General features: G+C 70.2%; 28 protein-coding genes. 22 read left to right on the forward strand and 6 right to left on the reverse strand.

All coding sequences use genetic code 11. The features are described 5' to 3' along the window. The first annotated feature begins 43 nt into the window (after positions 1-43). The 4 genes from ABZX12_RS42240 (at position 44) to ABZX12_RS42255 (ending at position 2,954) form a co-directional block, all read left to right on the forward strand. Positions 44-751 (forward strand): TetR/AcrR family transcriptional regulator, encoded by a 708-nt coding sequence (locus tag ABZX12_RS42240; protein ID WP_355701122.1) that lies wholly within the window; start codon positions 44-46, stop codon positions 749-751. A gap of 283 nt (positions 752-1,034) precedes the next feature. Continuing rightward, the gene (locus ABZX12_RS42245) at positions 1,035-1,328 is read left to right on the forward strand and encodes a hypothetical protein (RefSeq protein ID WP_355701123.1); all 294 of its coding nucleotides are present in this window, start codon (positions 1,035-1,037) and stop codon (positions 1,326-1,328) included. Further along, complete coding sequence (locus ABZX12_RS42250) at positions 1,328-2,335, forward strand: SPFH domain-containing protein (protein ID WP_355701124.1); 1,008 nt, start codon at positions 1,328-1,330, stop codon at positions 2,333-2,335. Before ABZX12_RS42245 ends, ABZX12_RS42250 begins: the two co-directional genes overlap by 1 nt. Before the next feature lie 4 nt (positions 2,336-2,339). After that, positions 2,340-2,954: a CGNR zinc finger domain-containing protein gene (locus ABZX12_RS42255; RefSeq protein WP_355701125.1), complete on the forward strand. Its 615-nt coding sequence runs from the start codon at positions 2,340-2,342 to the stop codon at positions 2,952-2,954. Here the strand turns inward: ABZX12_RS42255 and ABZX12_RS42260 are convergent. Continuing rightward, the gene (locus ABZX12_RS42260; protein WP_355701126.1) at positions 2,947-3,657 is read right to left on the reverse strand and encodes a hypothetical protein; all 711 of its coding nucleotides are present in this window, start codon (positions 3,655-3,657) and stop codon (positions 2,947-2,949) included. The two genes, ABZX12_RS42255 and ABZX12_RS42260, sit on opposite strands and share 8 nt — an antisense overlap. 237 nt (positions 3,658-3,894) lie before the next feature. Between ABZX12_RS42260 and ABZX12_RS42265 the strand changes: the two genes are divergently transcribed. The 5 genes from ABZX12_RS42265 to ABZX12_RS42285 all read left to right on the forward strand — a co-directional run bounded on the left by ABZX12_RS42265 (position 3,895) and on the right by ABZX12_RS42285 (position 8,558). Then, positions 3,895-4,521 (forward strand): TetR family transcriptional regulator, encoded by a 627-nt coding sequence (locus tag ABZX12_RS42265; RefSeq protein WP_355701127.1) that lies wholly within the window; start codon positions 3,895-3,897, stop codon positions 4,519-4,521. Between the two features lie 103 nt (positions 4,522-4,624). Next, positions 4,625-5,581: an ROK family protein gene (locus ABZX12_RS42270; protein WP_355701128.1), complete on the forward strand. Its 957-nt coding sequence runs from the start codon at positions 4,625-4,627 to the stop codon at positions 5,579-5,581. Then, positions 5,578-6,708: an N-acetylglucosamine-6-phosphate deacetylase gene (gene nagA, locus ABZX12_RS42275; RefSeq protein WP_355701129.1), complete on the forward strand. Its 1,131-nt coding sequence runs from the start codon at positions 5,578-5,580 to the stop codon at positions 6,706-6,708. Before ABZX12_RS42270 ends, nagA begins: the two co-directional genes overlap by 4 nt. Continuing rightward, complete coding sequence (locus ABZX12_RS42280) at positions 6,696-7,622, forward strand: hexose kinase (protein WP_355701130.1); 927 nt, start codon at positions 6,696-6,698, stop codon at positions 7,620-7,622. The genes nagA and ABZX12_RS42280 overlap by 13 nt, the downstream gene beginning before the upstream one ends. Before the next feature lie 99 nt (positions 7,623-7,721). Further along, positions 7,722-8,558 carry a class II fructose-bisphosphate aldolase gene (locus tag ABZX12_RS42285; protein WP_355701131.1) on the forward strand — a complete coding sequence of 279 codons (837 nt, stop codon included), beginning with the start codon at positions 7,722-7,724 and terminating at the stop codon, positions 8,556-8,558. Between the two features lie 128 nt (positions 8,559-8,686). Here the strand turns inward: ABZX12_RS42285 and ABZX12_RS42290 are convergent, their stop codons facing one another. Beyond that, entirely contained in the window at positions 8,687-8,971 is a 285-nt protein-coding gene (locus ABZX12_RS42290; RefSeq protein WP_355701132.1) for a hypothetical protein, read from the reverse strand. 44 nt (positions 8,972-9,015) lie between these two features. Here ABZX12_RS42290 and ABZX12_RS42295 point away from each other — a divergent pair, with 44 nt between their 5' ends. The 3 genes from ABZX12_RS42295 to ABZX12_RS42305 all read left to right on the forward strand — a co-directional run bounded on the left by ABZX12_RS42295 (position 9,016) and on the right by ABZX12_RS42305 (position 11,480). Further along, the gene (locus ABZX12_RS42295) at positions 9,016-9,573 is read left to right on the forward strand and encodes a hypothetical protein (protein ID WP_355701133.1); all 558 of its coding nucleotides are present in this window, start codon (positions 9,016-9,018) and stop codon (positions 9,571-9,573) included. A 76-nt stretch (positions 9,574-9,649) separates the two neighbouring features. Then, complete coding sequence (locus tag ABZX12_RS42300; RefSeq protein ID WP_355701134.1) at positions 9,650-10,174, forward strand: hypothetical protein; 525 nt, start codon at positions 9,650-9,652, stop codon at positions 10,172-10,174. After that, complete coding sequence (locus ABZX12_RS42305) at positions 10,131-11,480, forward strand: APC family permease (protein ID WP_355701135.1); 1,350 nt, start codon at positions 10,131-10,133, stop codon at positions 11,478-11,480. Before ABZX12_RS42300 ends, ABZX12_RS42305 begins: the two co-directional genes overlap by 44 nt. On the opposite strand, the gene ABZX12_RS42310 is transcribed toward ABZX12_RS42305, so the two are convergent. From ABZX12_RS42310 to ABZX12_RS42325, 4 genes are all read right to left on the reverse strand, one after another. Then, positions 11,446-12,486: an ABC transporter permease subunit gene (locus ABZX12_RS42310; protein WP_355701136.1), complete on the reverse strand. Its 1,041-nt coding sequence runs from the start codon at positions 12,484-12,486 to the stop codon at positions 11,446-11,448. The two genes, ABZX12_RS42305 and ABZX12_RS42310, sit on opposite strands and share 35 nt — an antisense overlap. Next, positions 12,483-13,361, reverse strand: coding sequence for an ABC transporter ATP-binding protein (locus ABZX12_RS42315; RefSeq protein WP_355701137.1), 879 nt, complete (start codon positions 13,359-13,361; stop codon positions 12,483-12,485). Before ABZX12_RS42315 ends, ABZX12_RS42310 begins: the two co-directional genes overlap by 4 nt. After that, positions 13,358-13,750: a GntR family transcriptional regulator gene (locus ABZX12_RS42320; protein WP_165549724.1), complete on the reverse strand. Its 393-nt coding sequence runs from the start codon at positions 13,748-13,750 to the stop codon at positions 13,358-13,360. Before ABZX12_RS42320 ends, ABZX12_RS42315 begins: the two co-directional genes overlap by 4 nt. 158 nt (positions 13,751-13,908) lie before the next feature. Further along, on the reverse strand, positions 13,909-15,222 hold the full coding sequence (locus ABZX12_RS42325; RefSeq protein ID WP_355701138.1) for a deoxyribodipyrimidine photo-lyase: 1,314 nt from the start codon (positions 15,220-15,222) through the stop codon (positions 13,909-13,911). Between the two features lie 61 nt (positions 15,223-15,283). Between ABZX12_RS42325 and ABZX12_RS42330 the strand changes: the two genes are divergently transcribed. The 10 genes from ABZX12_RS42330 (at position 15,284) to ABZX12_RS42375 (ending at position 22,946) form a co-directional block, all read left to right on the forward strand. Then, on the forward strand, positions 15,284-15,988 hold the full coding sequence (locus ABZX12_RS42330) for a metal-dependent transcriptional regulator (protein ID WP_355701139.1): 705 nt from the start codon (positions 15,284-15,286) through the stop codon (positions 15,986-15,988). A gap of 82 nt (positions 15,989-16,070) precedes the next feature. After that, a complete protein-coding gene (locus ABZX12_RS42335; protein ID WP_355701140.1) occupies positions 16,071-16,850 on the forward strand; it encodes a methyltransferase domain-containing protein in 780 nt (259 codons plus the stop codon). A 26-nt stretch (positions 16,851-16,876) separates the two neighbouring features. Beyond that, positions 16,877-18,223 carry an aminodeoxychorismate synthase component I gene (gene pabB / locus ABZX12_RS42340; protein WP_355701141.1) on the forward strand — a complete coding sequence of 449 codons (1,347 nt, stop codon included), beginning with the start codon at positions 16,877-16,879 and terminating at the stop codon, positions 18,221-18,223. Then, complete coding sequence (locus ABZX12_RS42345) at positions 18,220-18,918, forward strand: aminotransferase class IV (RefSeq protein ID WP_355701142.1); 699 nt, start codon at positions 18,220-18,222, stop codon at positions 18,916-18,918. The genes pabB and ABZX12_RS42345 overlap by 4 nt, the downstream gene beginning before the upstream one ends. Before the next feature lie 87 nt (positions 18,919-19,005). After that, positions 19,006-19,911, forward strand: a complete 906-nt coding sequence (locus tag ABZX12_RS42350; protein WP_355701143.1) for an SPFH domain-containing protein — start codon at positions 19,006-19,008, stop codon at positions 19,909-19,911. Positions 19,912-19,918: 7 nt separating this feature from the next. Continuing rightward, positions 19,919-20,128, forward strand: coding sequence for a hypothetical protein (locus ABZX12_RS42355; protein WP_355701144.1), 210 nt, complete (start codon positions 19,919-19,921; stop codon positions 20,126-20,128). Further along, positions 20,121-20,909, forward strand: a complete 789-nt coding sequence (locus tag ABZX12_RS42360) for a GPP34 family phosphoprotein (protein ID WP_355701145.1) — start codon at positions 20,121-20,123, stop codon at positions 20,907-20,909. Before ABZX12_RS42355 ends, ABZX12_RS42360 begins: the two co-directional genes overlap by 8 nt. Positions 20,910-20,932: 23 nt before the next feature. After that, positions 20,933-21,292, forward strand: coding sequence for a GntR family transcriptional regulator (locus ABZX12_RS42365; protein ID WP_355701146.1), 360 nt, complete (start codon positions 20,933-20,935; stop codon positions 21,290-21,292). Next, positions 21,292-22,185, forward strand: a complete 894-nt coding sequence (locus ABZX12_RS42370; RefSeq protein WP_355701147.1) for an ABC transporter ATP-binding protein — start codon at positions 21,292-21,294, stop codon at positions 22,183-22,185. Before ABZX12_RS42365 ends, ABZX12_RS42370 begins: the two co-directional genes overlap by 1 nt. Then, positions 22,182-22,946: a hypothetical protein gene (locus tag ABZX12_RS42375; protein ID WP_355701148.1), complete on the forward strand. Its 765-nt coding sequence runs from the start codon at positions 22,182-22,184 to the stop codon at positions 22,944-22,946. Before ABZX12_RS42370 ends, ABZX12_RS42375 begins: the two co-directional genes overlap by 4 nt. Positions 22,947-23,071: the final 125 nt, after the last annotated feature.

Below are 23,071 nucleotides of genomic sequence, written 5' to 3' on the forward strand. Positions count from 1 at the left end.
TCTATGCTCGTCCCCTACGGTGATGTCAAGGAGAGTTCTGACGGTGGACAGCCGGGATCGGCGACGCGCGGCGACGGTGGCGGAGATCAAGGCGGCGGCGCGCCGGCTCTTGGTGTCCGGCGGTACGGCGGCGGTCGGCCTGCGCGCCGTGGCGCGTGAGCTCGGCCTCACGCCGCCGGCGCTGTACCGGTACTTCCCGAGCCACGAGGCCCTGATCAGCGCGCTGATCGCCGAGCTGTACGACGAGCTGACCGCGGCGCTGATGGACCTGCAGTCCACGGACGGCGAAGTGGATCTCGGCGCCCGGCTGTACCTGCTCGCCAACGGCCTGCGGGACTGGGGGCTCGCGCACCCGGCCGAGTTCGCGCTGCTGTTCGGGACGGCGGTGCCGAGCCCGGACGCGGAGGACCACGAGGAGACTCCCGGCCATCAGGCGGCGATGCGCTTCGGGTCGGTGTTCAAGGAGCTGGTGGCGCAGATCTGGCACTGGAAGCCGTTCCCGTACCCGCCCGACGAGGTGCTCGGGTCCGAGCTGGTCGCGCAGCTCACCCGGGAGTCGGAGCACTTCGGCGGGATGCCGGCCGGCGCGATCTACCTGTCGCTGACCTACTGGACGCGGCTGTACGGCCTGATCTGCATGGAGATCTTCGGCCAGCTGCACTGGGTGCTGCCCGACGCGGCGGCGTACTTCGAGGCGCAGCTGTTCGAGATCGGCCAGGCGCTCGGGCTGGACTGCCCGGCCCCCGAGTAGCGGTCCGGACAGAAAGAAGCCCGCGAGCGCTTCCAGGGACACGACCGGGTGGCCGAACTCTGGGTCAGGCGGACTGACCTGACTGCCCGCGGGCCCGGTGGCGGCGTTGGATTGGCCGACCACATGCCCACTAACTTGTGGTTGGCGGTTAGCCCGCCGCCACCTCACGAGTCCGATAGCAATTCATGCGTTGGACCACCTCCCTTCGCGTGTACTGCGAACCTACTGCCACGCGGTTCGCCCTTCAACCGTTTTTCGCCCAGGGATGAACCACAATCAGGACATGATCAGACTCGGACTGTCGGCGATCGTGCTGTTGATCGGAACCGCCTGGTTGGCGTGGGCGTCGTACCGCCGGGCTGTGAACGCGGAGCAGGCGCTGACCGAGCTGAACGCCGAGCACCGGGCGCTGATGCACGAGGTCAGGGCGCTGGAGCGGGCGGTCGCGGCTGCGGAGCAGGGCCTGCGTACGCTCAGCTCGCATCCGTCGGTGCCCCGCGACGTCGCGGTCACCGCCGACCTGACCCTCGCCGATGTCCGGCGACTGGTGGAAGAACACAAGGAGCTAGACGACTGATGGCAAAGCTGGGGAACGCTGCTGCGGCGATCAAGCCCAAGGGGGGCGGCAGCGGCAAGGTCAAGGTGGTGGGATTCCTGATCCTCGCCGTGATCGTGGTCATCGTGCTGTTCAACATCTTCAACTTCGCCAACACCGACGCGAACCGGATCGGGCTGCACTACGGCGGCGGCGTGATCGAGGACAAGAAGTTCAAGTCGGTCGTTCCGCCCGGCTCCACGAACAAGCTGATCGGCCCGGGCGACACCTTGTACACGTACCCGATCGACCAGCGCTCGTACATCATCGGCGGCGACGGCGCCGACACCGACGCGGCCGACGAGGTCACCGTGGTCAGTAAGGACAACGTCCGCCTGGGCGTCCGTGTCCAGGTCTACTTCACGCTGAACCGCGACAAGGACGTGCTGAAGTCGTTCCACGAGCGGATCGGCCTGAAGACGGACGCGTACGAGGAGGAGGGCTGGAACGACATGCTGCAGAGCTACTTCCGCCCGCAGATCGACCGGGCGCTGTCCGCGGTCGCGACCAACTACGGTTGGGCGGAGCTCTACAACAACGAGAAGATGAAGTCGCAGTTCCAGTCCGCGGCGGCCAGGGAGTTCACCCGGCTGCTGCCGGCCGCGGTCGGCGGCGACTACTTCTGCGGCCCGGGGTACAACGGCAACAACGACTGCGGTGAGCTGTCGTTCACGGTGCAGAAGCCGATGCCGCTGGACAAGGGCATCATCGACGGCCTGGAGGCCAAGCAGCGCGCCGAACTGGCCCGGGCCACACAGGAGCAGAAGAACCAGCAGGTGAACGTCGAACTGCAGTCGGTCCAGCAGCAGGTCAAGCTTCTCGGGGCGAACGGCTACCTGCTGAAGTCCGCGATCGAGTCGGGCAGCGTCCAGTTCATGGTCATCCCGCAGAACGGCAACATCAGCATCCCGGTGCCGACCACGACCAGCCAGCAGCCGACCACGCAGCCCTCGCAGCCGACCCCGCAGCCCTCGCAGCCTGCGCGGTGACACGATGAGTGCGCTGCCGTCCCATCTCGAGCTGGTGCAGGGCGTCGTCCTGCCGAAGCCGGTCGGCGCGCACCCGGTGCTCGACTTCGTCAACACCCGGTCCGAGTGGACAGGCAGTGGCCCCGCCCGGACCGAGTGGCTGACGTCGTACGAGACCTTCCTGATCTGGAACGCCTACGTCGGCCTGCTGTCAGCGGCGACCGTGCTCCGCCTGACCGAGCAGGCCGGGGCGGGCGAGGCGGCGCGGCGGCTGCAGGCCACGCTCGACTTCCGCGCCGAGCTGTACGACGTCCTCACCGGGCAGGCGACCGATCACGCCTTCGAGGCTGCGGCCCGGCTGATCGAGAAGGCCTCCGGCCGACGGCACCTCGCGCGCTCCGAGGACGGCACACAGATCGTAGGTTGGGAGCTGCCCGAGGATCTGGAGCTCCCGCTGCACAACCTCGCGGTCCTGGCCGGTGAGCTGCTCACTGGTCCGGACCGCGCGCACGTCCGTACCTGCCCTTCGTGCGGGTGGCTGTTCCTGGACCCGCGGGGCCGTCGCCGCTGGTGCTCGATGGCGACCTGCGGCAACCGCGCGAAGGTCCGCGCCCACGCCGCTCGCACAGCAGCTAGTTGAACGCCGCCGGGTCGACCGTGATCCACGTGTGCTTCGCGCGGGCCAGGACGCGGCCGTCCGCGTCGTACAGGGTGCTGGCGGTGTAGGTCTTGCGGCCGTCCTCGCCGAGGTAGCGGCCCAGCGCGACGCACTCCTCGCCGGCTTCCGGGCGGGCGTCGATGCAGGCGGTGAGCTGGCCGAGCACGGACGGGCGTCCTTCGAGATCGATCGTCCAGCCGCCCGGGCAGTCCAGCGCCGCCCACAGGAACACCTCGTCGACCAGGCCATCGGTGGCCAGATCCGCCGCGGGCGTCCAGGTGCACGCCGTCCGGCCGTCGCCGATCGGTCCGGGCTTCAGCTGCAGGCCCTGCCGGTTGGACGGCCCGCAGACGAAGCAGGTCGGGAACGGGTGGCCGTGCAGCCCGCGGTACGACGCCTCGGCCGCGCGGGCCTCGTCGGGCAGCACCGGATCGATCGTCGCGTCCGCGAGGAAGTCGCTGTCGACCGGTACCGCTTCCGCGACCACGGCGTCACCGTCCGTGAGCTTGCCGGCCGTCAGTTCCAGGTCCTTCTCCAGCGGCGGCGGCATCCGCAGAGTCACCTTCGGGACCGACTCCGCCCCGAGCTCCGCTGCGAATGCGGTCCCGACCCGGCCGGCGACGTACCCGCCGTTGCCCGACCGCTCCGGCCCCTGGAACCGCCGCTCGACCCGCACCAAAGTCATGGCTCGCGAGCATAAGGCACTCACAGTTTTCACTCGTTCGCGCACGGGCTGTGGTGGAGGTGTGAAGGAAGAGGTCGGTGGGAAGAAAAGGGTTTCAGAGAAATCTGAGGATTTCTCGGGACAAGTGAGCTGAGCCCTCCAGTTCAAACGACCGTTTGAACTATGCTGACTGCAGGCTACTGCGCGTGAGCAGGTGGGGTGCCTGCGCGAGCGGTAGCCGGGGGGAAGGAGAACTCTGTGGAGACACCGGTCGAGACGACCAGGGAGAGGTTGCTCAACGTCGCCGAGCAACGGTTCGGTGAGGGGGGCTACGAGGGAACGTCGCTGCGGGCCATCACGGTCGCGGCAGCCGCGAACATCGCGGCGGTCAACTATCACTTCGGTTCGAAGGAAGCCCTGCTGCGCGCCGCAGTGGCCCGGGCGATGGCGCCGGTCAACGCCGAACGCCGGCGCCGGCTGGACCAGTTGGAGGCCGGTGGGTCGCCGGCGCCGGAGGCCCTGATCCGGGCCTTCGTCGAACCCGGCCTGGAACTGGTGCTGCGCCGCGGCGAGCGCGGCGCCGTGGTCGCGCGGTTCATCGGCCGGATCGCCTTCGATCCGAGCCGGCGGATCCGGGAGCTGTACGCGGCCGAGTCGGAGCCGATCGAGAGCAGGTACCTGGCGGCCCTGCAGCAGGCACTGCCGCAGGCGTCACCCGACGCCGTCGCCTTCGGGTACGTGAACATGCTCGGCCTGCTCGCGCTGCACCAGTCACAGGCCCTGTCCCCGACGCCGGGTGCCGCCGGCCCCGAGGATCCGGGCAAGCTCGCGGAGAACCTGGTCACCTTCCTGGTGGCCGCGTTCGACCACGGCCTGGGTTCCTGACACCGAAATCGACGGGACCACGTGCGCACTGGTCCGGGTGAGTTTGTCCGGGTTTTGCTCATGGATGTTCGGACTGCCGGGTAACGCTGCATAATGGCGCTCCGTGGACCCCTGTGAAGTCGTGGTTGCCGTCGACCTCGGTGGAACCCGGATGAAGTGCGGCCTGGTCGCCGCGGACGGTGCCGTGCTGCACCGCGAGACCAGGCCGACGCCCCGGGCCGACGTCCGTGACGGCGGCCGCGCCGTGCTCGACGCCCTGCTGGAGACCGTCGTCGAGCTCAGCCAGAAAGCGAACGCGGAGGGGCATCGCGTGCGCGCCATCGGTGTCGTCGTGCCCGGTGTGATCGACGCCGAGCACGGCACCGTGGGCGCCGAGAACCTGGAGTGGGTCGGGACACCGGTGCTCGCCGAGCTGAAGGCGGCGGTCCGGTCGACGGGCGGCGACGACGTACCGATCGTGCTGGCCCACGACGTCCGCGCCGGCGGGTACGCCGAGCTGCGCCAGGGCGCCCTGGCCGGTACCACGAACTCGATGTTCCTGCCGCTCGGCACCGGGATCGCGGCCGCGATGATCGTCGACGGCTCGCTGGTCAGCGGCGACGGGTACGCCGGTGAACTCGGTCACTCGAAGTTCATCCACGGCGACGCCGCCGAGCTCTGCGCCTGCGGTCAGTGGGGCTGTCTCGAGACGGTCGCGTCCGCCGCGGCCCTGGCCCGGCGGTACGCGGCCCGCACCGGGAGGACCGTCGACGGCGCCCGCGAGGTGATGGAGCTGCTCGCGGCCGGGGACCCGGACGCAGCGCAGGTCTGGCAGGACGCTCTGGCTGCGCTCGTCGACGCGCTGGTTCTCTACACGACCCTGGTCGCGCCGACCCGGATCGCGATCGGCGGCGGTCTGGTGGGCGCCGGCGAGACGCTGCTGCAGCCGCTGCGCGAGGGTGTGCACGCGCGCCTGACGTTCCAGCGCGAGCCCGAGATCGTGGCGGCGGTGCTGGGCGAGGAAGCCGGCATGCTCGGCGCGGCGTTGATGGCCTGGGACCGCGCCGAGGAGGCTTCGTGACCACGTACCGCGTAGGCCGGGTGGTGACCCCGGACGACGTTCTGGAGAACGCCTGGATCCAGGTGGACGGCGAGGACATCCGCGCGTTCGGCCGCCGGTCCGAGGGGATGCCGGCCGACGGCAAGCGGCCCGAGGACCTCGGCGACGTGACCGTCGTCCCGGGGTTCGTGGACATCCACACGCACGGCGGCGGCGGGTCGACGTACTCGACCACCGATCCCGAGGAGGCGCGCAAGGTCGCGGCCTTCCACGCCAAGCACGGGACGACGACCACGCTCGCCAGCCTGGTCACGGCGCCGCTCGACGAGCTGGTCGCGCAGACCGACTGTCTGGCGGAGCTGATCGCCGACGGTGTGATCGCGGGCGTCCACCTCGAGGGACCGTTCCTGTCCGAGGCGCGCTGCGGTGCGCACGAGCCGACGCTGCTGCGGCCGCCGCTCGAGGACGACGTCGCGAAGGTGCTGAGCGACGCGGTGAAGATGGTGACGATCGCGCCGGAGCTCGAGAACGGGCTGGACGCGATCCGCCAGGTCGTCGACGCGGGGGCGGTCGCCGCGCTCGGGCACACCGACGCGACGTACGAGCAGATGGTGGCCGGCGCCGACGCCGGCGCCACCGTGGCCACCCACCTGTTCAACGGGATGCGGCCGTTCCACCACCGCGACCCCGGCCCGGTCGGCGCCGCGCTGAACGACGAGCGGCTGCTGCTCGAGGTGATCAACGACGGGATGCACCTCGATCCGCAGGTCGTCCGGGTCGCGCTCGCGGCCGCCGGGGTGAACCGGATCGCGCTGATCACCGACGCGATGGTCGCGACCGGGATGCCGAACGGACGGTACAAGCTCGGCAGCCTCGAGGTCGACGTCACCGACGGCCTCGCGACGCTCGCGCACGGCAGCCACTCGATCGCCGGCAGCACGCTGACCATGGACGTCGCGTTCCGGAACGCGGTCAAGGCCGGGGTCTCGCTGGTGGACGCGTCGCGGATGGCGTCGACGACGCCGGCGCAGACGTTCGGCTGGTACGACGTGGGCTCGATCGAGACCGGGAAGCGGGCCGACCTGGTGCTGCTCGACGACGAGTACGCCGTCCAGAAGGTGATGCGGGCCGGGTCGTGGCTGGACTGATCGGCACCGTCACCCTCAACCTCGCGCTGGACGTCACCTACGAGGTCGACGAGCTGCGGGTCGGCGGCAGCCACCGGGTGGACCGGATCCGCAGGCGTGCGGGCGGGAAGGGCGTGAACGTCGCACGCGTCGCGGCGACCCTCGGGCACCAGGTGCTGGTGCTCGGATTCGTCGGCGGCGTCACCGGTGAGCTGGTCGCCGAGGAGCTGTTCGACGCCGGCCTGACCGCGCTGCTCACCCCGATCGCCGGCGAGACCCGCCGTACCGTTGCCATCGTCAACGACGTGGACGGGGACGCGACGATCTTCAACGAGTCCGGGCCGTCGGTGAGCGCGGACGAGTGGCGCGCGTTCGGCGACCGGATGCCGTGGGGCCGCCTCGGCGTGCTCGCCTGCTCGGGCAGCCTGCCGCCGGGACTGCCCGCCGACGCGTACGCAGAGATCGCGGTGCGCGCCCGGCATCACGACGTCCTGACGGTGATCGACGCCGGCGGTGAGGCGCTGAGCGCCGCGGCCCGCGCCGGGGCGATCGTGCGCGCGAACGCGGCCGAACTGCGTGCCGCCGTCGGTGACGTCGAGGTCGAGGAGGGCGCGTCGGAGCTGGTCGCGCTCGGCGCGACCGCGGCCGTGATCACCGACGGCCCCCGCGGCATGGTTGCTGCGAGCAACGAGGGTGTCTGGCGGGCGCTGCCGGTGGAGACCGTCCGCGGCAATCCGACCGGCGCCGGCGACGCGTGTACGGCGGTCGTCGCCGCGGCGATCGCGGAGTCGCCCGAGCCCGACTGGTCCATCGTCCTCAAGTCCGCGGTGGCCGCGTCCGCCGCTGCGGTTCTGACGCCCGTTGCCGGAGACATCGATCTCGCCGCCTACCGGCGTTGGCAGCCTCAAGTGACTGTGAATGTAGGGGGTGTCTGATGTCCCCGCGCCTACTGCGCGGCACTCGGCACGGCACCTCGCCGCACGGGCACGTCCTCGCTACGGCGTGAAACCATCAGACACCCCCTAGGAGAACTCATGCCATTGGTATCCGGTGCCGAGGTCGTGCTGGCCGCCGCCAAGGCCGGTCGTGGGGTCGGTGCGTTCAACGTGATCCAGCTGGAGCACGCGACCGCGCTGATCGCGGGCGCCGAGCAGGTCGGCGCGCCGGTGATCCTGCAGATCAGCGAGAACGCGGTGAAGTACCACGGCGCGCTGAAGCCGATCGGTGTCGCGACGCTCGCCGCGGCCGCGGCGTCCTCGGTGCCCGTCGTCGTGCACCTGGACCACGCGATGGACCGCGACCTGGTCACGGAAGCCGTGCAGCTCGGTTTCACGTCGGTGATGTACGACGCGTCGAAGCTCGAGTACGCCGACAACGTCGCCGCGACCAGCGAGGTCACCGCCTTCTGCCACGACCACGGGGTGTTCGTCGAAGCCGAGATCGGTGAGGTCGGCGGCAAGGACGGCGTCCACGCGCCCGGCGCCCGCACCCGTCCCGACGAGGCTGTCGCCTTCGCCGAGGCCACCGGCGTCGACGCGCTCGCGGTCGCCGTCGGCTCCTCCCACGCCATGACCGAGCGCACCGCGACCCTGGACTTCGACCTCATCACCCAGCTGAAGGAGGCCGTGGCGGTGCCGCTGGTGCTGCACGGTTCGTCGGGCGTGGCCGACGCCGATCTCACCCGGGCAGTCGAGGCCGGGATGACCAAGGTCAACATCGCCACCCACCTCAACAACGTCTTCACCGGCGTCGTCCGCGACGTCCTCGCTGACAACCCCAAGCTGGTCGACACCCGCAAGTACCTCGGCCCCGCCCGCGACGCGGTAGCAGCCGAGGTCGCCCGCCTCCTCGCCGTACTGAAAGCGGTCTGACCCCCCGCCCCACCACGAGGGGATATCCCCTCGTGGTGGGGGTTCTCGGCTGGTGTGCCAGGGGAGAACCCCCAACTGGAGCAGATATCCCCTCGTGGTGGGCGGGGCTGGAGGCGTGTTGGGCGGCGCTAGAGGGTCGCGCTGCCGCGGGTCCAGTGGGCGCGGAGTTCGTCGCGGGCGCGCTGCACCTCCGCGCGGGCGGCCGGGTCGGGGACCTCGAAGTCCTCGATCAGGCGGGTGAGCGCGAGCTCCAGCGCCGCGACCAGCGCGTCTTCCTCGGTGAGGTCGGCCTCGGCCACGCCGCGCAGGCCGGCCGCCAGCGCGCTGAGCCCGGCCCGCTCCTGGTCGGTGAACCGCACCTGGATCTCGGTCCTGGTGTCCACGCTGTCCTCCTCGACGGTTGGTACAGTCATGGTGCAGTGCAACGACCGTGTTGCACAAGAGTGAGGGGCCGCGGATGACGGTGGCGGTGGACGAGACGCTCCGGACGGCGACCATCGCCGTACTGGCCGAGCACGGCTGGTCCGGCGTGACCCTGGAGCGGGTCGCGGAGAAGGTCGGGCGGTCCCGGGTCACGCTCTGGCGCCAGGGGCTGACCGTCGAGACCCTGCTGGACTCGCTGCTCGACGCGCTGGCCGACGACTACCGGGACACGATGTGGCCGGTGCTGGCCGGCTCCGGGACCGGGCGTGAGGGCCTGGTCCGGACGCTGGAGGCGTTGTTCGACGTGATCGACCGGCACCTGCCGCTGATGCTGTCGTCGGACCTGGTCTTCCACCAGGAGCAGGCGCGCAACGGGCCGGTCTCGTTCCTCGATCCGTTCGAGCGGTTCCTCCGCGAGGGCGAGATCGACGGCACGCTGCACCCGCACGGGCGGGTCAGCGACGTCGCCGAGGTGCTGATGGTGTCGGCGGCCTTCACCTACGTGCACATGCGCGGGCGGCACCACTGGTCGCGGTCCCGGGCCCGGCGCCTGACGCTCGACCTGGTGCTCCGCGGAGTCGTCGAAGCGTGAAACATGCCTGTTGCATTTTCTGCAACGAGCATGTTTCACTGGCGGCATCGACAACCGTTTCTCGCTGGAGGCCGCCATGACACTTCCGTACGCCGAACCGCTGATTCGCCTCGAGCCGCAGCCGCGGGTGATCCCGGAACCGCCCCGCGTCGGTGAACCCGGCGGCCCGCACTGCGGTCTGTGCGACTGGCTCGCCGACTTCGAGCACTCCGAGCACGAGCCGCCGATCTGGTACGACGACAACTGGGCCCTGTGCCGCGCGACCGGAGTCACCATTCCCGGGCTGGTGTGGCTGGCCAGCCGCGGCCACCACGACTCGTTCGCCGACCTGCCCGACGACGTCGCGCAGAGCTACGGCCCGGTCGTCGCCCGGATCGAGCGGGCGATCCTGTCCGTCGGCGACATCGCCCGCGTCCACGTCTACCGCTGGGGCGACGGCTCCGCGCACTTCCACGTCTGGTTCTACCCGCGCCCGCTCGGCATGCTGGAGGCACGCCGTGAGATGCTCCCGCTGTGGGCGGACCTGATGCCCGAAGCTCCGAAGGAGGTCGTCGCCGATGCCGAAGCCAAGATCGCGGCGGCGATGGCGGCAGGCATCTGACGTGAACAACGCCCAGCACGAGGAGCGCCCGGGGCAGGCCAGGTCCGGCGCGGAGCGGCAGGCGTCCCCGGCCGGCGCCGGGTTGGCGCGGCGGTTGGGGCTCGGCGACGCGGTGCTGATCGGGCTGGGGTCGATGGTGGGGGCCGGGGTGTTCGCCGTCTGGTCACCCGCTGCTCGTGCGGCCGGCTCCGGCCTGCTGGTCGGGCTCGTGATCGCCGCGGTTGTTGCCTACTGCAACGCGGTGTCGTCGGCGCAACTGGCGGCGGTCTACCCGGTCTCGGGCGGGACGTACGTGTACGGCCGCGAACGCCTCGGCGAGTGGTGGGGGTTCGCGGCCGGCTGGTGCTTCGTGATCGGGAAGACCGCCTCGTGCGCCGCGATGGCACTCACCTTCGCTACTTACGTTACGGACATCAACTGGTTGCGGCGGCTGATCGCCCTGGCGGCTGTCCTCGCCCTGGCGGCGGTCAACTACCGGGGCGTGACCAGGACGGCGCGCCTCACCAGGATCCTCGTCACCTGCACCCTCGCCATCCTCGCGCTCGTGCTGGTAATCCTGTTCACCGCTGCACCGCAGCAGCACGCGACGACCGGCGCCACGCCGTACGGCGTCCTGCAGTCGGCGGGCCTGCTGTTCTTCGCGTTCGCCGGCTACGCGCGGATCGCGACCATGGGGGAGGAGGTCCGCGAACCGGCGCGCACCATCCCGCGCGCGATCACGATCGCACTCGTCATTGCCATCGGCATCTATCTCGCGGTCGCGCTGGCGCTGCTCCGCTCCGGCGACCCCGCGTCGACCGCGGCGCCCCTCGCGGCCGCGGTCGACGGGGCCGGTGCGGTCTGGGCGGTACCGGTCGTCCGGATCGGTGCCGCGCTCGCCAGTCTCGGCGCCCTGCTCGCCCTGATCGCCGGCGTCGGCCGCACCACGCTCGCCATGGCCCGCAACCGCGACCTGCCGTCCTGGCTGGCCGCGGTCCATCCCCGCTACCAGGTCCCGCACCACGCCGAGCTCGCGCTCGCCGTGGTGGTCGGGATCCTGGTGCTCACCACCGATCTCCGGGGCGTGATCGGCTTCTCGTCCTTCGGCGTCCTGCTCTACTACGCGATCGCGAACGCCTCCGCCTTCACCCAGCCGGCCGAACAGCGCCGCTGGCCGCGCGCCGTCAACGTGCTCGGCCTGACCGGCTGCGTCGTGCTCGCGGTCACGCTGCCCTGGACGTCGGCGTTCGTCGCCGCCGCCTTCCTGGCCGCGGCCCTGGTGGTACGGCGGTTCACGACAGGTCGCGCCGGATCCGCCAGAAGCTGAACCCGCACAGCAGCAGCGCCAGCCCCAGGAACAACCCGAACTCACGCCACTGCAGCGCCCAGAACTTGTCAGCAGTGAAGTACTTGATGTGCTGGTGGTATCCCTCGTCCGCCAGCCGCTGGAAGCAGGCGCCCTGCTCTGCCGGACTTCCGCCGGGGGCGTTCGGGTCGCGCGGCGCACACTTGATCGCCCACGCCGGCAGCGTGCTGATCTCCTTTCCTGAGCTGTCCACGGTCTTGTCGGAGAACTTCCAGGCGCCCGTGGATCCGCTGGCTACCTCCAACTGTTTGAGCACCGGATTGTTCCGATCACCGGACAGCATGAAGCCGCGCACGTTGTCCTTGGTGAGGGTGATGTCCTGCTCGGTCGGTGCCATCAGGAGCGGCCGGACGAAGGGCGGCGTGAGCACCTGGACGAGGATCACCACGGTCAGCGTGACGGCGAGCGCGACGAGGGTACGGCGTACCGCCAGACCGATGGCGACGCCGAGCGCGAACGCGAACGCGGCGTACCCGACCGGCACGAGCCCGCGCGCGGCGAAGACAGGTGGGAACATCCGCGGCAGGTAGTCGTTGGAGTCCTGGCCGGCGTTGACGGCGGCGTCGATCGGGTCGGACCACCGGGTCACCGCGAGACTGAGCAGACCCGTGATCACCATTGCTGCCAGGCCGGTGAAACCGAGCTTGCCTGCCAGCCAGCGCGACCGGGAGATGCTCTGCCCCCACACCAGTCGGTGGGTGCCGGTTTCCAGCTCCCGGGCAATCATCGGTGCGCCCCAGAACGCGCCGATGACCGGCGGCACGGCGTACAGCAGAACCATCCCGATGCGATACAGCCACATCCGGAGCGGCTGGTACGAGAGGTTGTTGATGAAGCTGTCGGTCACGCGGTGGTAGTCGTCGGCGAGAGACCCACCGGTCGCGACCAGCACGGCGGTGGTCGCGAGGATCACTGCCGCGACCACCAGGAACTGCACGCGGAACTGCCGCCAGGTCAACCAGATCATCGCTGCACCTCCAGCGCCGGGCGCTCGGGCTGGACGTCGCGGCCCATGTAGGCCAGCACCAGGTCCTCGAGCGTGAGTTGGGTGACCGTCCAGGCCGGATCGAGGATCGGCTTGTCGGTCCGGATCAGGTACGTCGACTGCCGGTCGGTGTGGCTCGCGGTCACGACGTGCTGATCGCGCGGCAGGTCCTTCTGGTCGCGCCGCGGCCCGGTCAACCGGAAGTGGGTCGCGAGCAGCGTGTCGATCTCACCGCTGACCTGGACGCGGGACTCCACCAGCACGACCAGGTAGTCGCAGGCCCGCTCCACGTCCGAGACGAGATGCGAGGACAGGACGACGCTCAACTCCTGCTCGGCGACCGCCTCCATCAGGTCCTGGAGGAACTCGCGCCGGGCCAGCGGATCGAGCGCGGCCACCGGCTCGTCGAGGATGAGCAACTCGGGACGCTTGGCCAGGCCGAGCGTCAGCGCGAGCTGCGCGCGCTGACCACCCGACAGCCGCCCCGCCCGCTGCTTCGGGTCGAGCTTGAGGTGCTGGATCCGTTGCTGTGCAAGGGATTCGTCCCAGCCGGGGTTGAGTCGCGCGCCGAGCCGCAGATGGTCCGCGACACTCAGACGGCTGTACGTCGGCGTGTCCTGCGCGACGTACCCGACCTTCGCCTGCTGCGTCCCCGCAGCCGCCCCCAGCACCTCCACGGATCCCGCGCTGGGCGTCAACATCCCCACCGCCAGATTCAGCAAGGTGCTCTTACCGGCCCCGTTCGGCCCGACCAGCCCGACGACATGCCCGGCCGGCACCTCCAACTCACAATCGGTCAGCGCCCAGCGCCGCCCGTATTTCTTCCCCAACCCGTGGGCCTGCAGAACGGTGTTCAAGCTATGTCCTCCTGAGCGGCGGACCGAAAGGTGGTCAGGAACAGGGCCTCGATGCTTTCGTCGTCGAGGCCTGCTTTGCGGGCCTTGGCCAGCCAGCGGCGGAGGTCCTGGCGGAGTGGGCCGTGGGCGGCGAGCGTGTTGTCGGTGAGTGTGCGGGTGACGAACGTGCCGCGCCCGGGCCGGGCCTGGACCAGACCCTCGTGCTCGAGTTCGCGGTACGCCTTGAGCACAGTGTTCGGGTTGATCGCCAGCGCCGCCACCACGTCCTTCACGGTCGGCAGCTGGTCGCCCTCCCGCAGCAGTCCGAGCCGCAGCGCGTTCCGGACCTGCTGAACGATCTGCTGGTACGGCGAGACCCCCGACCGGCCGTCCAGATGGAACTCGATCATCCATAACCCCATTCATCTAGGTAACTAGCACTATAGATGTGCGGGGCGAGTAGGCGTCAAGGGGCGGACGCGCAGCACTCACCAACCGCGCGGACCGCGGGGGTGCTGAGCATGAGGTGAGCCGCCAGACGGCAGTTGATGAGTGCCGGCGGTCCGCCTCAGCGGATTGCGTCGTAGCGGCGGAGGGATTCCTGGCGCGCCTCGGCATGATCGACGACAGGAGCGGGATAACCGTCGGCGCCGCCGTGCTTCCACGGTTCGTGCGCGGCCTTGCCCGCGAGGTCCCGCAGTTCCGGGACCCACCGCCGGACGTACTCGCCCTGCGGGTCGAACTTCAGCCCCTGCGTGATCGGGTTGAAGATCCGGAAGTACGGCGCCGCGTCCGCGCCGCAGCCGGCCACCCACTGCCAGTTCAGCGAGTTCGACGCCAGATCGCCGTCCCGCAGCGACTGCATGAACCACCGGGCGCCGTGCTTCCAGTGCACATGCAGGTCCTTCACCAGGAACGAGGCGACGACCATCCGCACCCGGTTGTGCATGAACCCGCTCCCGGCGAGCTGCCGCATTCCCGCGTCGACGAACGGGAAGCCGGTGCGGCCTTCGCGCCACGCGTCGAACAGCTCGTCCGGTTCGTCGTACTGCATCTTGTCGAACTCGGACCGCAGCGGTTTCCAGGCGGCGTGCGGGTTCCGGGACAGCAGGTCGGCGCAGAACTCGCGCCAGGCGAGCTCGCGCGCGTACGCCTTCGCGCCGTCGCTGCGCCGGTGGGACAGGTCCGCGAGCATGGTCCGCGGGTGGATCTCGCCGTACTTCAACGGGATCGACATCCGCGACGTGCTGTCGAGGTCGGGCCTGTCGCGCTGGTCGTCGTACTCCGCGACGGTGTCCAGGTAGTCGTTCCAGTGCTTCAGCGCCGCCTGTTCCCCGGCGCCCTCCGCGTCGCCGTCCGGCAGGTCGTCGCCGTCGGCCTGCACCCAGGTCACCTTCGGCGCCTCGACGGGTTTGCGCCACCCGTGCTCCAGCCAGGCCTTGAAGTACGGCGTGAACACCATGTACGACCGGCCCTGCTGGTTCAGCACCCGCCCGGGCGCGATCGCGTACGGCGAGCCGGTGCGCACCAGCGGACAGTTCAATGCGGCTTCAACTTCTCGGTCACGTTGCTGTCCGTACGGCGCGTAGTCGGCGGCGATGTGGACGCCGGTCGCCCCGACCTCCTCCGCAAGGGCCGGGACAACGGTTGCCGGATCGCCCTTCCGTAGCACGAGCCGCCCGCCCATCGACTTCGACAGGCTGCGCAGCGACGCGGCCAGGTGCTCGCGCCGCGGGTCGCCGGATCGCTCCCAGAGCAACGGATCCAGGACGAAGAGGCCCAGAACCCGGCCGTCGCCCGAGGTCACCGCGTCGAGGAGCGCGGGGTTGTCCGTCAGCCGGAGGTCTCGCCGGAACCACATCACCGATGTCATCGTGCTCATCCTGCACCGGTACCCAGCCGAAATTGGGTAAGGCTTGCCTCAATAGGTGAGAATGGTTGTCGTGAGCGACCTGATCGATACCACCGAGATGTACCTGCGGACCGTCTACGAACTGGAAGAAGAAGGCATCGTGCCGCTGCGGGCGCGGATCGCCGAGCGGTTGCACCAGTCCGGCCCGACGGTCAGTCAGACGGTCGCGCGAATGGAACGTGACGGTCTGATCAAGGTGGAGGGCGACCGCCACCTGGAGCTCACCGACGTCGGCCGCAAGCAGGCGGTCCGGGTGATGCGCAAGCACCGCCTGGCCGAGCGGCTGCTGGTCGACGTGATCGGGCTCGAGTGGGAGGACGTGCACGCCGAGGCCTGCCGCTGGGAGCACGTGATGAGCGACGCGGTCGAGCTGCGACTGCTGCAGCTCCTCGGCAACCCGACCGAGTCGCCGTACGGGAACCCGATCCCCGGCCTGGAGGAGCTGCAGAAGGACCACCAGGTCAGCGACATCGGGGACTTCCGGATCGGCGTCGAGCCGCTCGACCAGGTCCTCGACGCCGCGACCGGCGAGAGCGTGCGGGTGCTGGTGCGGCGGATCGCCGAGCCGGTGCAGACCGACGACGGCGCGATGGCGGTGCTGCGCAAGGCCGGGGCCCTGCCGGGCCGTGAGGTCGACTCCACGTTGGATGCCGAGGGGGTTCTGGTCGGCAGCCGCGAGGCCGGCGGCGTGATCAGCGACGAGACCGCCGGGCACATCTTCGTCAGCCGCGTCTGACAGTCCCACCTGGTCAACTCTGCGTTAACGCAGTGCACCCGATGCGGTACGTCGGGTGTACTGCGGGTAGCGTCGGGCCGCGATGTCTGAGAATCCTGTCGACTGGCCGCAGTACCTGCGGGAGTTCCATACCGCCACCCCGGGCAGCACCGAGGCGTTGCTGTCGCGTGCGGTGGCCGGCGACCACACGCCGTACCGCTGGCTCGTCCGCGCCGTTTCCGGCGAGGCGCGCAGGGTGCTCGACCTGGCCTGCGGCAACGGCCCGGTGGCCCGCGAGCTGTACGGGCGGTGGGTGGTCGGTGTCGACAACAACGCCGCCCAGCTCGAGGGCGCGCCCGGCCCGAAGGTGCAGGCGGACGCGCTGCACCTGCCGTTCGCGAACGAGGTCTTCGACGTCGTCACGTGTTCGATGGGCCTGATGGTGCTGCAGCCGCTGCCGGAGGTGCTCGCCGAGGCGGCCCGGGTGCTGCGGCGCGGCGGCGTCCTGGCCGCGATCGTGCCCGCCGTACGGCCGCTGCGGCGCGGCGACATCCGCACGCTGAGCGGTCTGACCACACGCCTGCGCTCGACGCCGCAGTTCCCGGCCGGTGGTGAGATCACCGAGCTGAAGGATCAGCTGAAGCATGCCGGGTTCGACGTGATGGAGAGCCAGCGCGAGCGGTACGTGTACATGATCCACAGCCGCGACGACGCCACGCGCCTGGTCAACGCCCTGTACCTGCCGGGGACGCCGGACGCCCGCCGCGACACCGCCGCGGCCTGGCTCGCCGACCGCGCCGAGTCCAAGGACGGCCTCGAGGTCGCGATCCCGATCCGCCGGATCACCGCGATGCGGACCAAGGTGGCACTCGCCACCTCCTGACGGCCGTCAGTCGGTACCGTGTGCTCGTGAGTGCGCTGCGCTGGTCCGTCCGGACGCTCGACCGGGCGCTCGACGGTGAGACGGTCTACCGCGAGCTGCTGGCCGGCGAACCGGTCGCGTTCTGGCTCGACGGCAGCCTGACCGATCGCGCGCCCCGGCGGATCTCGGTCCTCGGGACCACGGCCGGCGCCGACGTCGTGGTCCGGAACGTGGCCGACGGCGACGTCTTCGCCGAGCTGAACGAGCTGCTCGCGGCTCGGGCCGCGGAGCCGCCGCCCGAGCTGACCGGGCTGTTCTGCGGAGGGTACGTCGGGTACTTCGGCTACGAGCTCAAGGCCCTGACCGGGGGAGCGGCCGCGCACGAGGCCACGACGCCGGACGCGCTGTGGATCTGGGCGGACCGGTTCCTGGTGATCGACCACGACCGCGACCTCACGTACCTGGTCGCGCTCGACGGCGGCGAGGACTGGCTCGACCGGGCCGAGGAGGCCGCGTCGAACTGGTGGATGGGCGGCGTCGACGTCCCGGCGATCGCCCGGATGGATCTCGAGGCGCACCTGGAACAGGACCGGGCGACGTACCTGGCCGGTATCGCGCGCGTCCTGGCCGAGCTCGAGGCCGGCCAGACGTACGAGGCCAACCTGACGAACCGGATCCGCCTGCCGGCCGTGCCGGACCCGTTCGAGTTCTTCCGCTGGCAACGGTCCGCGAACCCGGCGCCGTACGCCGCCTTCCTCCGGTACGGCGATCTCGCCGTGGCCAGCTCGTCGCCGGAACGGTTCCTGACCGTGGACGCGGACGGGTGGGCCGAGTGCCGGCCGATCAAGGGGACCGCGCCGCGCGACCTCGACCCGGCGCAGGACCAGCTCGCGGCGAAGGCGCTGGCCGAGGACGACAAGACCCGCGCCGAGAACCTGATGATCGTCGACCTGATCCGCAACGACCTCGGCCGGGTCAGCGTGCCGGGGACCGTGACGGTTCCGCAGCTGATGCAGGTCGAGAGCTACCGCACCGTGCATCAGCTGGTGACGACGGTGCGCGGGCGGCTGCGCGACGGCGTGACCGCGGTCGACGCCGTCCGGGCGTGCTTCCCGCCGGGATCGATGACGGGCGCGCCGAAGATTCGCACCATGGAGATCATCGACGAGCTCGAGTCGAGTGCGCGTGGGGTGTACTCGGGCGCGCTCGGCTACCTGGGCGTGGACGGTCGGGCGGATCTCAGCGTGGTGATCCGGACGGCGGTGCTGACGCCGGACGAGACCGTGGTCGGGGCGGGTGGCGCGATCGTGCTCGATTCCGACCCGGTCGCGGAGTACGAGGAAATGGTGCTGAAGGCACAGGCTGCCGTCGGCGGACAAGGTGGGGGAGAATGACGGAACTGCAGGTGGCGGACTCGTTCCTGGTTGCCAATGGCAAGGTTCGGGGGCTGGAACTGCATCGGGAGCGGTTCGTCCGGTCGTGTGTCGCGGCGGGGGTGGCCGCGGAGCGGTTCTGGGACGAGCAGATCGGGCGGCTGCCCGGGTTCGGGCGCTGGTTCCCGCGCTTCGAGCTGCGCGCCTCGGGTGAGCTCGCCGTCCAGCTTCGCCCGGCGCCGCCGATCGGCGGCCGGGTGCGGGTCGCCGTTCACGACGGGCCGGATCCGCGGACCGCGCCGCGGGTGAAGGGGCCGGATCTCGAACTGCTCGGCAAGTTGAAGGAGTCGGCGGCCGACCGCGCCGACGAGATCCTGCTGCTGGACACCGACGGGACGGTCCTCGAGGCCGCGTACTCGGCCGTCGCGTGGTGGGAGGACGACACCCTCTGCTTCCCGGAGTCCGACCGCCCGCTGCTCCCGTCGGTCACCGCCCAACTGCTCCGCCGCATCGCCTCGGCCCAGGGCGTCGAGATCGTCGAACGCTCGATCACACCCCAAGCCCTGCAGAACACCACCGAAGCCTGGCTCCTCAACGCGCTGCACGGCATCCGCCCCATCCATGCCTGGGGTCCGTCGGCCATCGACCCGCTCCCGAACTCGCACTCCACGCTGTGGCAGCCGCACCTCGAATCCCTCGCCACTCGCCTGCCCTGACACCTCCCGTTCCCCGCATCCTGGCGATCGGCTGTTGTAAATGTGATATCACTTTGCTACCTTGGAGCTATTCGAGAGGAGCAAGTGATGGTGGATGTCGCGGTGGAGATGCCGGCCCCGAAGGTCGTCGAGCGGTCCGGGCGGGAGCTGAACGGGTGGCCGATGGCGGGGCTCGCGTTCGTGCTCGCGGTGGTCGGCGTGCTGGTGTTCGTGCTCGGCGCCGGTGATGGGAACGGCGTGCTGATCACGCTCGGGATCCTGGTGTTCCTGGCCGCGCTGGTCGTCGCCGGCGGGCTGACCGCGGTCTCGCCGGGCCGGGCCCGGGTGCTGCAGATCCTCGGGCGGTATGCCGGAACCATCCGGACGGACGGCCTGCGCTGGGTGCACCCGCTGTCCTCGCGGCGGGAGGTCTCCACCCGGATCCGCAACCACGAGACGGCTGTTGCCAAGGTCAACGATGCCGACGGCAACCCGATCGAGATCGCCGCGGTCGTGGTGTGGCAGGTCGAGGACACCGCGCAGGCGACGTTCGAGGTGGACGACTTCGTCGAGTTCGTGGCCATCCAGACCGAGACCGCCGTCCGGCACATCGCCAACAGCTATCCGTACGACGTGCACACCGACGACGGCGGCCTGTCGCTGCGGGACAGCACCGACGAGATCACCGAGAAGCTGTCGGCGGAGATCGCCGCGCGCGTCCAGGCGGCCGGTGTCCGGGTGATCGAGTCCCGCATCACCCACCTGGCGTATGCGCCGGAGATCGCCCAGGCGATGCTGCGCCGCCAGCAGGCCGGCGCGGTCGTCGCGGCCCGCCAGCGGATCGTCGAGGGCGCCGTCGGCATGGTCGAGCTGGCGCTGGACCGGCTGTCGGAGCACGAAGTGGTCGAGCTCGACGAGGAGCGCAAGGCGACCATGGTGAGCAACCTGATGGTGGTGCTGTGCGGCGATCGCGACGCGCAGCCGGTGGTCAATACCGGCTCGCTGTACCAGTGAGCCCGTCGTGTCCGTCGAACGGAAGAAGGTCCTGCTCCGGCTGGATCCCGCGGTGCACGACGCGCTGGCCCGGTGGGCGGCCGACGACCTGCGCAGCACCAACGCCCAGATCGAGTATCTGCTCCGCCGGGCATTGTCCGAGGCCGGCCGCTTGCCGAGCGGCGTGACCAAACAGCGCCGCCCGGGCCGGCCGTCCAAGGAGGAAGCCGATGAGTAGGAAGAGCGTGAGCGCCGAGCCGGGCCCGGCCCGGCGGGAGCCGCGGAGGCCGGCCGGCGTGGGCCGAGGTCCGGCGGACCGGTCGCGGGGTGCCCAGGTTGTTGCTCTTGGCAACACAGCGGCACCGGATTCCACGGCTGCCAAGGTTTTCCTGTTGGCCTACGATCCGCAGCGGGGCCGGCTGACGGGCCGGTCGAAGCTGGGCAAGGTGCTGCGGTCCGCCGTACTGGTCGATCTGCAGCTCAGCGGGAACGTGGTCGACGACGGTGGCCGCGTCCGCGTGACGAACTCGCCGGCTCCTGCGGACGTGGTGGCAGCGGGAGTGCTGGACGAACTGCGCGCGACCGGCCCACGGCGCTGGCGGCACTGGATCGATCGGCGGGGCGGGGTGGCCGTGCGGCAGGTTCGTGACGAGCTCGCCCGCGCGCGACTGATCAAGGTCGAGCCGCGCCGGGTGCTCGGGATCTTCCCGGCGGACCGCATCACGCTGCGCCATCCTCTGGTACGCCGCCACCTCCTGCAGAGCGCCCATGACACGTTGAGACCGTCCCGGCTCGTGTCCCGCGTGGACCTCCGGGACGCGTCCGTCGTCGTCCTGGCGTCGACCGCGGATCTGCGCACGGTGCTGACGAAGGACCAGCGCACCGGTCACAAGGACCGCCTGGCGCAGCTCGCGGTTCGCGTCGGTCCCGTCGTACCGGCGCTGAAGAAGTCTCTCCAGCAGTCGCATACTCCGCGGGTGGGTGACCCGGTCAGGCGCTACGGTTCCTTACTCAGGTAACGAACCGAGGAAGGGGGTGGGTGATGTTCGACGACCGGAGTCCGATCTATCTGCAGATCGCCGAGCAGATCAAGAACGACATCGTGTCCGGCGCGCTGGCCGAGGACGAACAGGTGATGTCGACGAATCAGTACGCCGCCTTCTACCGGATCAACCCGGCGACCGCGGCCAAGGGATTCGCCCAACTGGTCGACGACGGCATCCTCTACAAGAAGCGCGGGATCGGCATGTTCGTCACGCCGAACGCCCGCGACCTGCTCCGCACCGGCCGCCGCGACTCGTTCTTCGCCGACGTCGTCGACCCGATGATCCGCGAGGCGAAGGCGATCGGCATCCCGCTGCAAGACATCGTCCAGCACGTCCGTTCTGGGGGCGGGGTCTGATGACCGCCCTGACTGTCAGGACCGAGAACGTCTCGGTCCGCTTCGCCGGTGTACCCGCGCTGGACCGGCTCGACCTGCGCCTGGCGCCGGGGAAGATCCACGGGCTGCTCGGCCGCAACGGCTCCGGCAAGAGCACGCTCGCCGCGATCCTGGCCGGGTTCCGGCGGCCCGACGACGGGCGTGTGCTGATCGAGGGCGGCGACCTCGGCGCGGCGCAGGAGCCGTACGAGAACGCCGTCGTCACCAGCCGCGTCTGCCTGATCCGCGAGTCCGGCGACCGCCCGGACGCCGTACCGGTGAAGTACGCCGTCGGGCTCGCCGCCGCGCTGCGCCCGTACTGGGACGCCGACCTCGCCGGCGACCTCCTGGACCGCTTCGAGATCCCGCTGAACAAGAAGATCCAGAAGTTGTCCCGCGGTAAGAAGTCCGCGCTGGGCGTCGTCATCGGCATCGCCGGCCGCGCCCCACTGACGATCTTCGACGAGAGCTACCTGGGCATGGACGTGCCGTCGCGGAACCTGTTCTACGACATGCTGCTCGCCGACTACGCCGAAGTGCCGCGCACGATCGTGCTGTCCACCCATCTGGTCAGCGAGGTGAGCACCATGCTCGAGGAGGTCCTGATCCTCGACCGGGGCCGCCTCGTCACCCAGTCCCCGGTGGACGCGCTGCGTGGTCGCGGCGCCTCGATCGTCGGACCGGCCGCGGCGGTCGACGAGTTCGCCGCGGGCCTCACCGTGCTCGCGGAGGAGCGACTGGGCGGGACCAAGTCGACCACCGTCCTCGGTGACCTCGACCCGGCGTTGCTCGCGCAGGCGACCGCGGCCGGCCTCGAGATCGGCCCGGTCGGCCTGCAGGACCTCTTCGTTCACCTCACGGGGGCAAAGGCATGAGCACGGCGGTTCGGAGCAGGGCGTTGCCGCGGGGCGCCACCGACGGACACCGGTTGAAGAACGTGCTGTGGTCGCTGGTCATCGGTCTCCGTCCGATGCTGCTCGGCTACTGGGCCGTGATGGTGGTCGCGCTGTTCCTCGGCGGACTCGCCGTCCAACTCGTCACCAGCGGTGTGACGAGCAGCGCGTGGGACTACGGAACCCAGTCGCCGAAGTACTTCTCGATGGCCGTCGGCATCACCGTCACCCCGGCGTACTTCGCGCTGCTGATCTCCCAGGGCATCACCCGCCGGATGTTTTCGTTTGCCTCCGGCATCTATCTCGCCGGTGCCGCGGCCGGCACCTCGCTGCTCTGGGTGCTGATGTATCAGCTGGAACGCTTGCTTTACGCGGCGCAGGGCTGGCCCGACACGATGACGAACCCGCACCTGTTCACCAGCACGACGCAGGCCGGCCTGATCTTCGCCGAGTTCTTCCTGCTGATCCTGTCGCACGAGGTCACCGGCTGGCTGCTCGGTATCACGTTCGTCCGGTTCGGGGCCTGGCGCGGCATCGTGCTGCTGCCGCTCGCGCTGCTGCCGGCCGCGGCGGCCGAGTTCCTGCTCGTCGCCCAGTGGCTCGCGGACGTGCTCGACACCATCGGGTACCGCCGTCCGCCGCTCGCGATCGCGGTGCCGGCGGTCCTCGTCGTCAGCGCACTCGGGGTGTACGCCGGGTATCGCGTTCTGCGACCGATGGCAGTCAAACCAACGAAAGGTTGAGGACGTTATGCACAGGGGGTGTGCATAACTCGGACGAATTCTGTGGATGGGTGCGCAATCATTGTGGACGACGGAAAACTGCTGCCTGGAAGGGGTTGTGCGGGCCCGTCGGCAGCGGTAGAAAT

The sequence above is a fragment of the Kribbella sp. NPDC003505 genome (genome assembly GCF_040610875.1).
Classification (GTDB): domain Bacteria; phylum Actinomycetota; class Actinomycetes; order Propionibacteriales; family Kribbellaceae; genus Kribbella.

Excerpts from the sequence above, each read along its gene's own strand:
- ABZX12_RS42245 (WP_355701123.1), top strand. The coding sequence starts at position 1,035 with ATGATCAGACTCGGACTGTCGGCGATCGTGCTGTTGATCGGAACCGCC.
- ABZX12_RS42250 (WP_355701124.1), top strand. The coding sequence starts at position 1,328 with ATGGCAAAGCTGGGGAACGCTGCTGCGGCGATCAAGCCCAAGGGGGGC.
- ABZX12_RS42255 (WP_355701125.1), top strand. The coding sequence starts at position 2,340 with ATGAGTGCGCTGCCGTCCCATCTCGAGCTGGTGCAGGGCGTCGTCCTG.
- ABZX12_RS42260 (WP_355701126.1), bottom strand. The coding sequence starts at position 3,657 with ATGACTTTGGTGCGGGTCGAGCGGCGGTTCCAGGGGCCGGAGCGGTCG.
- ABZX12_RS42285 (WP_355701131.1), top strand. The coding sequence starts at position 7,722 with ATGCCATTGGTATCCGGTGCCGAGGTCGTGCTGGCCGCCGCCAAGGCC.
- ABZX12_RS42290 (WP_355701132.1), bottom strand. The coding sequence starts at position 8,971 with ATGACTGTACCAACCGTCGAGGAGGACAGCGTGGACACCAGGACCGAG.
- ABZX12_RS42295 (WP_355701133.1), top strand. The coding sequence starts at position 9,016 with ATGACGGTGGCGGTGGACGAGACGCTCCGGACGGCGACCATCGCCGTA.
- ABZX12_RS42300 (WP_355701134.1), top strand. The coding sequence starts at position 9,650 with ATGACACTTCCGTACGCCGAACCGCTGATTCGCCTCGAGCCGCAGCCG.
- ABZX12_RS42305 (WP_355701135.1), top strand. The coding sequence starts at position 10,131 with ATGCCGAAGCCAAGATCGCGGCGGCGATGGCGGCAGGCATCTGACGTG.
- ABZX12_RS42310 (WP_355701136.1), bottom strand. The coding sequence starts at position 12,486 with ATGATCTGGTTGACCTGGCGGCAGTTCCGCGTGCAGTTCCTGGTGGTC.
- ABZX12_RS42320 (WP_165549724.1), bottom strand. The coding sequence starts at position 13,750 with ATGATCGAGTTCCATCTGGACGGCCGGTCGGGGGTCTCGCCGTACCAG.
- ABZX12_RS42325 (WP_355701138.1), bottom strand. The coding sequence starts at position 15,222 with ATGAGCACGATGACATCGGTGATGTGGTTCCGGCGAGACCTCCGGCTG.
- ABZX12_RS42335 (WP_355701140.1), top strand. The coding sequence starts at position 16,071 with ATGTCTGAGAATCCTGTCGACTGGCCGCAGTACCTGCGGGAGTTCCAT.
- ABZX12_RS42345 (WP_355701142.1), top strand. The coding sequence starts at position 18,220 with ATGACGGAACTGCAGGTGGCGGACTCGTTCCTGGTTGCCAATGGCAAG.
- ABZX12_RS42350 (WP_355701143.1), top strand. The coding sequence starts at position 19,006 with ATGGTGGATGTCGCGGTGGAGATGCCGGCCCCGAAGGTCGTCGAGCGG.
- ABZX12_RS42360 (WP_355701145.1), top strand. The coding sequence starts at position 20,121 with ATGAGTAGGAAGAGCGTGAGCGCCGAGCCGGGCCCGGCCCGGCGGGAG.
- ABZX12_RS42365 (WP_355701146.1), top strand. The coding sequence starts at position 20,933 with ATGTTCGACGACCGGAGTCCGATCTATCTGCAGATCGCCGAGCAGATC.
- ABZX12_RS42370 (WP_355701147.1), top strand. The coding sequence starts at position 21,292 with ATGACCGCCCTGACTGTCAGGACCGAGAACGTCTCGGTCCGCTTCGCC.
- ABZX12_RS42375 (WP_355701148.1), top strand. The coding sequence starts at position 22,182 with ATGAGCACGGCGGTTCGGAGCAGGGCGTTGCCGCGGGGCGCCACCGAC.